The organism is Geminicoccus flavidas (genome assembly GCF_009806515.1).
Lineage (GTDB): Bacteria > Pseudomonadota > Alphaproteobacteria > Geminicoccales > Geminicoccaceae > Geminicoccus > Geminicoccus flavidus.
Window position 1 is genome coordinate 1 of sequence record NZ_WUJP01000131.1, and the last position, 6,559, is coordinate 6,559.

Here is a 6,559-nt window from a genome sequence, read left to right on the forward strand (position 1 = left end):
AAGGCCGGCCGCTCCATGTAGACCTCGCCGCGTACCTCGATCACCGGAGGGGCCTCGCCATGCAGCCGGGTCGGCACGTCCTTGATCGTGCGCACGTTGGCGGTGACGTCCTCGCCGGTGGTGCCGTCGCCGCGGGTGGCGGCGCGCACCAGGACGCCGTTCTCGTAGCGCAGGGAGCAGGACAAACCGTCGATCTTGGGCTCGCAGACATAGTCATCCTGGACGTCGTCCGGGCGCTTGAGGAACCGGCGCACCCGGGCCACGAACTCGTGGATCTCCTCCGCGGTCATGGCATTGTCGAGCGAGAGCATCGGCACGCGGTGGACGACCTTGCCGAACGCCGCCACCGGAGCGGCTCCCACCCGGTGGCTCGGGCTGTCCGGGCGGACCAGGGCCGGGAAGCGCGCCTCGATCGCCTGGTTGCGCCGGCGCAGCTCGTCATACTGCGCGTCGGTCAGGCTCGGCCGGTCCTGCTGGTAGTATTCGCGGTCGGCCTTCGCGATCGCTTCGGCCAGGCGCGCCAGTTCCGCACGGGCGGCCGCCTCGTCCAGCGCGTCGACATCCGTCATCGGGCTGCCCCGTGACGCACTGGCCTCGTCTGCGATGCTGGATGATCCCGACGCAAGCGACACCTCACCCTCTCCGATAGACCCTGGCCACCCGTTCCAGGCCCTCGATCATGCCCGGTCGATCTGCCGATACCTGTCCTGGCTGGCTCTGCGGGCATGCCTGGCGCACAAGCCCGCACCCGCCCCATGAGCCGCAAAGAGATAGTGAAAGCGCCCGGTCACGCCCGGCAAGACATTGATCCGGCCGCCCGGAGCGCGGCTGCCGGTGTGCCAGCCGCTCGAGCGCAGCACTGCGAGAGCCGGCCTGGGAGCTCGCGAACCGGCTCAGGTGACCGCGTCCTGGATCAGGCTGTCTGCCGCGGCCCGGGCGGCGTCGGTGACCTGGGCGCCGGCCAGCATGCGCGCTACCTCGTCGCGGCGCTCGTCGCCCTCCAGTGTCTCCACCGTCACCCGGGTGCGGTCCTCGTCCTGCAGCTTCACCACCCGCAGATGGCTCTGCGCCCTGGCCGCCACCTGCGGTGCATGGGTCACCACCAGCACCTGGCGCTCCTCGGCGAGACGGGCCAGGCGCTCGCCGATCGCATCCGCAGTGGCCCCGCCCGTGCCGGCGTCGATCTCGTCGAACACCAGGGTCTCGACCGGGGTCAGCCTGGCCAGCACGACCTTGAGCGCCAGCATGAAGCGGGCCAGCTCGCCGCCGGATGCGATCTTGCCAATCGGCCCGAACGGCTGGCCCGGATTGGTGCGTACCTCGAAGGCGACCCGCTCCGCCCCGTGCTCGCCATAGGCTTCCGGTTCCAGCGGGGCCAGCGTCACCCGCAGGGTCGCGCGCTCCAGCTTGAGCGGTGCCAGCTCGGCCGCGACCGCGTCGGCCAGCATGCCGGCCGCCCGCTGCCGGGCCACGGTCAGCGTCTCGACCGCCGTCAGGAAGCGGCGGTGCAGCGTCTCGGCCTCGGCCTCCAGCCGGGCGATGTCGGCAGCCCCGGTCTCGATCCGCGCCAGGGCCGCCACGAACTCGTCGCGCAGCCCTTCCAGCTCGTCCGTGTCGACCCGGTGCTTGCGGGCCAGCGCCCGCAGCGCGAACAGCCGCTCCTCGACCTCGTCGAGCCGGCCCTCGGCATGGACCAGCTCGCGCAGCCGCTCGCCGGTGGCCCGCTCGACATCGGCCAGCTCGGAAGCGGCCCGCTCCAGCCCGTCCACGATCTGCTCCAGGCTGGGATCGTCGATCCCGGAGCGGTCGAGCTTGCGCTGGGTCGCGGCCAGCCGCTCGGCGGCATCGGCCAAGCCCTTGGCGGCTTCGTCGAACAGGGCGATCTGCCGGTCGCGGGTCTGCAGGCGCTGGCGCTCGGTGGCCAGCTCCTCCTCCTCGCCGGGCACGGGGCCGAATTTCTCCAGCTCGGCCAGATGGGCGCGCAGCCGCTCCTCCTCGGCCGCCGCCTGCTCCACCGCCCGGCGCCGCTCGTCGAGCCGCCCCTTCAGGTCGCGCCAGGCCGCCCAGGCAGCGCGCACCGCCTCCGCCTCGCTTTCATGGCCGCCGAACGCGTCCAGGAGGCTGCGGTGCCGGGCCGGGTCGGCCAGGCCGCGCTGCTCGAACTGGCCATGCACCTCGACCAGGTCGCGCCCGACCCGCTCGAGCGTGCCGATCGCCACCGGCTCGTCCTCGATGAAGGCACGCGAGCGGCCGTCGGCGAACACCACCCGGCGCAGGCTGATCTCCTCGCCCACCGTGATGCCCTGCTCGGCCAGGTGCAGCCGGGCCGGATGGTCCGGGGACAGGCCGAAGATCGCGGTGACCGAGCCCTGCTGGCTGCCGACCCGCACCTGGCCGCGCTCGGCCCTGGCGCCGGTGGCGAGCCCCAGGCAGCCCAGCAGGATCGACTTGCCCGCCCCGGTCTCGCCGGTGAGCGTGGTGAGGCCTGGGCCGAACTCCAGGTCGAGCCGGTCCAGGAGCAGCAGGTCGCGGACGTTCAGGCTGAGCAGCATGAACCGGCCACGTTGTTCAGAACAGGTTCGACAGCCATGAGCCGCTGTCCTCCGCTGGTGCCAGGTCCTGGCCTTCCAGGAGGGCATAGGATCGTTCGTACCAGATAGAACCCGGATAGTTGTAGCCAAGCACCGCGGCCGCCGCCTGAGCCTCCTTGCGCACGCCCAATGCCAGATAGCTCTCGGTCAGCCGGAACAGGGCTTCCGGCACGTGCGAGGTGGTTTGGTAGTTCTCGACCACGTTGCGGAAGCGGTTGATGGCGCCGACATACTGCTTGCGGTTCTCGTAGTAGCGCCCGATCTCCATCTCCTTGCCGGCCAGATGGTCGCGGATCAGGTCGAGCTTCAGCGTGGCGTCCCGGGCGTAGTCGCTCTCCGGATAGCGGCGGACCATGTCCTCGAACGCGTCCATGGCGCGCTGGGTCATCTCCTGGTCTCGGCCAACATCACTGATCTGCTCGTAATAGCAAAGTCCGATCAGGTAGTAGGCATAAGGGGTCGCCTCGTCGCCCGGATGGAGGTCGATGAAGCGCTCGGCGGCACCGATGGCCTGGTCATAGGAATTGCCTTCGTAATAGGCATACGCCGCCTCGACCTGGGCGCGCTTGGCCAGCTCGGAATAGGGATGCTGGCGCTCGACCTCCTCGAACGCGGCGGCCGCCTGGTTCCAGCTGCCTTGCTGCATCAGGTCCTGGGCTTCGCTATAGAGTTGCTCGGCCGGCTTGTCCGGCTCGGTCAGGATCTGCTCCGAGTCACTGCCCCCGCCGCAGGCCGCCAGTGCCAGAAACAGGGCCGCGGCACCGGTGCGCAGGACGTGCCGCAACCGGATGCCGAGGGCGCGGTCGCGAGGGTCGATCAGCGGCATTCCTTGTAGCCCGTTCCACCTGGGGTTATGATCATCGGGTGTCGGCAGGACCTTAGCCGAGCCGGATGGTGCAAGCCAGATAGGCCGGTTCGGAGGCGGAGGGCTGGCTGGTGGATCGCGAGACGCTGATCGAGCGCAAGATCGGGGAACGGCTGCGCCGGCGCCGGATCGAGCTCGGCCTGACCCAGGAACAGGTAGGCCAGGTGATCGGCGTGTCCTACCAGCAGATCCAGAAGTTCGAGCGCGGCGCCAATCGGGTGAGTGCGGCGCGGCTGATCCTGATCGCTGAGCGGTTGCGCACCGACATCCAGTGGCTGTGCGGCATGGTCGACCTGCACCCGCCCAGCACGGCCACGGCGGCCAAGGGCTCCTCCGAGGCCGCCCCGGCCGAGCTGCCGTTCAGCCAGATCGACGATCCGGCCGTCCGCGCTGCCTTGAGCGGGCTCGTGCGCGCGGTGGTGGAGCGGCCAGCGGCCGCCCGCTAGCGGCTCCTGGATGCCTCCGCGTGCGGCAGCGCCTGCCCGACACCGTCGCCCGCACCGTCGACCGTTATCTGGTTCTGCTCGACCGGCATAGTGCCCCGAGGCCGCGCGGCCTTTATCTGGTGGGCTCGCTGGCGCTTGGCGACTACCAGGAGGGCCGGAGCGACATCGATTTCGTGGCCCTGATGCAGAGCCTGTCGGCGCCCGAGGAGCTGGACCGGCTAGAGCGGGTCCATGCGGAACTGGCAGCACCCGGTGTCCCGCCCTTCGACGGCTGCTACCTGGACGCGGCGCAGCTCCGGGAAACCCAAGCCTGCCCGCTGGCGGTCCCCTTCAGCCTGGACGGTCGGCTGCGCCGGGCGGAGGTCTGCTTCGATGCCAACCCGGTCACCTGGTTCTGTCTGGCTCGCCACGGCCTCCCGCTACTGGGACCGGCCCCTGCGGAACTCGCGATCGGCCTCGATGAAGCGGTGCTGCGCCAGTTCCTGCAGGGCAATCTGGAGAGCTACTGGCGCGGCTGGATCGCGCATGGCGTGGCGGCCGTGGCGAGCAAGGGTGCTGACGACAGGATGGCTGCCGGCACCGTCGCCTGGGGCGTGCTCGGGATCGCCCGCATCGACTGCACGCTCCGGACCGGTCGGATCGTCAGCAAGTCGGCGGCGGGCCACTGGGGGCTCGGGGCCTATCCGGCCGGCTGGCGGGACGTGCTCCAGACGGCGCTGGCGGCACGGCAGGGCTGGATCGACCAGCTACCGGCAGCGGCGGCAGGGCGGGCGCTGGACTTCATGCGCACCGCGCTCGACCTGGCGGCACAGCCGGAGCCCTGAACGTGACAGCACGGCTGTTCAGGCGTTGCGGTCGAGCAGGTCCACCAGTTGCGCCCACTCGGCGCGCGCCGGGGCGGTCCGGGCACCACCGAGGTCGAACACCGCCAGGCCCTGCGCTGCCAGCTCCTCGTAGATCGCCCGGTCGGCGAGCCTCGCCGCCACCGGCAGTTCCAGGCTCATGGCATAGGCTTCCAGCCGAGCGGTGGCACGGGCACGCGGGCGCAGGCGGTTGAGCACCAGCACCACCTCCTTTCTGCCCTTGCGCACCGATTTCTGCTTGCCGAGCTTGCCCAAGAACCGCTCGGTCCCGGCCTGGTCGAACAGGGAGGGCTGGACCGGCACCACCACCCGGTCGGCCTCGTCGAGCAGCTCCTCAATCTCGCTGCCGTCCAGGTTGGCCGGGGCGTCGACCACCAGACGCTCGACACCCGCCGGCACCGCACCTGTCTTCCTGGTCCAGTCCAGCGCCCGGATCGGAGTGGCGTTCGCTGGGCGGCGCTCCAGCCAGCCCAGACTCGAGCGCTGGCGGTCGGCATCGGCGAGCGCGGTGACTCGTCTCCTGGCCGCCAGGGCCGCGGCCAAGCCGGTCGCGACTGTAGATTTGCCCACGCCGCCCTTGCCGTTGCCCACCAGGATCCGGATCAAGCCGTTCCCCTCCAGAATGGCTCCGCCCGCTTGAACGCACGCCAAGCGTCAATCAGCTCTGGCTCGTCGGCGGCCGCGGCATGGGCGTGCCAGCCGGCGACCATGCCGCCTCCCTTGGCGGCCGCCTGGCGCGTGGCGGCGGGCAGGCCGGCATCACCCAGCAGCCGGTCGACCAGGGCGCCGGCAACGAAGGCGTCGTTGAACCGGCCCATATGGTCCTGGAGCTGCGAGAGCCGCTTGTTGTAGGGCTTCACCTGGTCGGGGTCGAACAGGTCCGCCACCGCGTCGGCAGCATAGCGCAGCTTCTTCAGGGCGATCCGCACCTCGTGCCGCTCGTCCGGGACGAGGCCGGCAAAGTGCCGGCCGCGGCGGCGCACCTTGCGCAGCGCCTTGTCCAGGAGGGCTGCCGCGGCCTGCGTGGCGGGCATGGCGAGCTGGTCGGCACCAGCCGCATCCGCGCCCACCCGCCAGCCGCGCATCGCCAGCCAAGCAGACAGGCGCAGGAGAGTCCGGCCATAGTCGCGCCCCCCCACCATCGCATGGGCCTCGTCATAGGCCCTGGCCCGGGCGGCGGCGGCCAGCTCCTGCAGGGCGGAGAGGGACGGATCCCCGGTCCGCGCCGCCAGCACCGGGGCAAGCAGCTCCGCCTCGAACACGTCGAGGTCGCGAGCTGGGCCCAGTGCCTTGACCACGCTGCGCAGCTCGCCGGACAGGGACTTGCGCTGGGCCGGCGGGATCAGGTCCTTGAACACGGTCAGCAGGGAGCGCAGCCGGCGCAGGGCCACGCGCATCTGGTGGATGCCCTCGGGATCACGCCCTTCCAGCACCGCCGCCTCGTTGCCGACCCACTGGCGCAGTGCCGCACCGAAGGCCGCGACCATCACCGTCTCGATATTGGCATCCGCCGCCAGTTCCGGCCGCTCGGCCTTGACCGGCTCCGGCACCAGGCGGTCGTGCAGCCGCACGCCGCGCTGCCACTTGCTCTGGGTGACGAAGCGCACCGGTGCGAGCTCCGCACAGCGCAGCGCCAGCGCGTACAGGCAGGCCGGGTCGCCCTCGACCAGCTCCAGCTCCAGCTCGCTCACCTCCTCTGAGCGGCTGTCCGCCTCGATCCGGCCCTGATCGAGCGCCAGGTTCACCACCGCGCTGCGGCCATGCTCGTCGGTCCAGCCGAGATCGACCGTCTCG

6 protein-coding genes and 1 pseudogene are annotated in these 6,559 nt (G+C 71.0%); 2 read left to right on the plus strand and 5 right to left on the minus strand.

What is annotated here, in order from left to right; genetic code table 11:
- The 3 genes and pseudogenes from EQG76_RS03460 to EQG76_RS03470 form a co-directional block, all read right to left on the minus strand.
- Positions 1-569: pseudogene (locus EQG76_RS03460) on the minus strand (NAD-dependent DNA ligase LigA); the annotation flags it as partial.
- Between the two features lie 324 nt (positions 570-893).
- Complete coding sequence (gene recN / locus EQG76_RS03465; RefSeq protein ID WP_159710640.1) at positions 894-2,552, minus strand: DNA repair protein RecN; 1,659 nt, start codon at positions 2,550-2,552, stop codon at positions 894-896.
- Between the two features lie 16 nt (positions 2,553-2,568).
- On the minus strand, positions 2,569-3,417 hold the full coding sequence (locus EQG76_RS03470) for an outer membrane protein assembly factor BamD (RefSeq protein WP_159710642.1): 849 nt from the start codon (positions 3,415-3,417) through the stop codon (positions 2,569-2,571).
- A gap of 110 nt (positions 3,418-3,527) precedes the next feature.
- Here EQG76_RS03470 and EQG76_RS03475 point away from each other — a divergent pair, with 110 nt between their 5' ends.
- Together EQG76_RS03475 and EQG76_RS03480 are read left to right on the plus strand one after the other, a co-directional pair.
- Positions 3,528-3,902: a helix-turn-helix domain-containing protein gene (locus tag EQG76_RS03475; protein WP_159710644.1), complete on the plus strand. Its 375-nt coding sequence runs from the start codon at positions 3,528-3,530 to the stop codon at positions 3,900-3,902.
- A 20-nt stretch (positions 3,903-3,922) separates the two neighbouring features.
- Positions 3,923-4,726 carry an aminoglycoside adenylyltransferase domain-containing protein gene (locus EQG76_RS03480; protein WP_159710646.1) on the plus strand — a complete coding sequence of 268 codons (804 nt, stop codon included), beginning with the start codon at positions 3,923-3,925 and terminating at the stop codon, positions 4,724-4,726.
- Between the two features lie 18 nt (positions 4,727-4,744).
- Here the strand turns inward: EQG76_RS03480 and EQG76_RS03485 are convergent, their stop codons facing one another.
- Both EQG76_RS03485 and EQG76_RS03490 read right to left on the minus strand, forming a co-directional pair.
- Complete coding sequence (locus EQG76_RS03485; protein WP_159710648.1) at positions 4,745-5,371, minus strand: nucleotide-binding protein; 627 nt, start codon at positions 5,369-5,371, stop codon at positions 4,745-4,747.
- Positions 5,368-6,559 (minus strand): CHAD domain-containing protein (locus tag EQG76_RS03490; RefSeq protein ID WP_159710650.1); only part of this gene is annotated, 1,192 nt, incomplete at its 5' end. The genes EQG76_RS03485 and EQG76_RS03490, both read right to left, overlap by 4 nt.

Excerpts from the sequence above, each read along its gene's own strand:
- recN (WP_159710640.1), bottom strand. The coding sequence starts at position 2,552 with ATGCTGCTCAGCCTGAACGTCCGCGACCTGCTGCTCCTGGACCGGCTC.
- EQG76_RS03470 (WP_159710642.1), bottom strand. The coding sequence starts at position 3,417 with ATGCCGCTGATCGACCCTCGCGACCGCGCCCTCGGCATCCGGTTGCGG.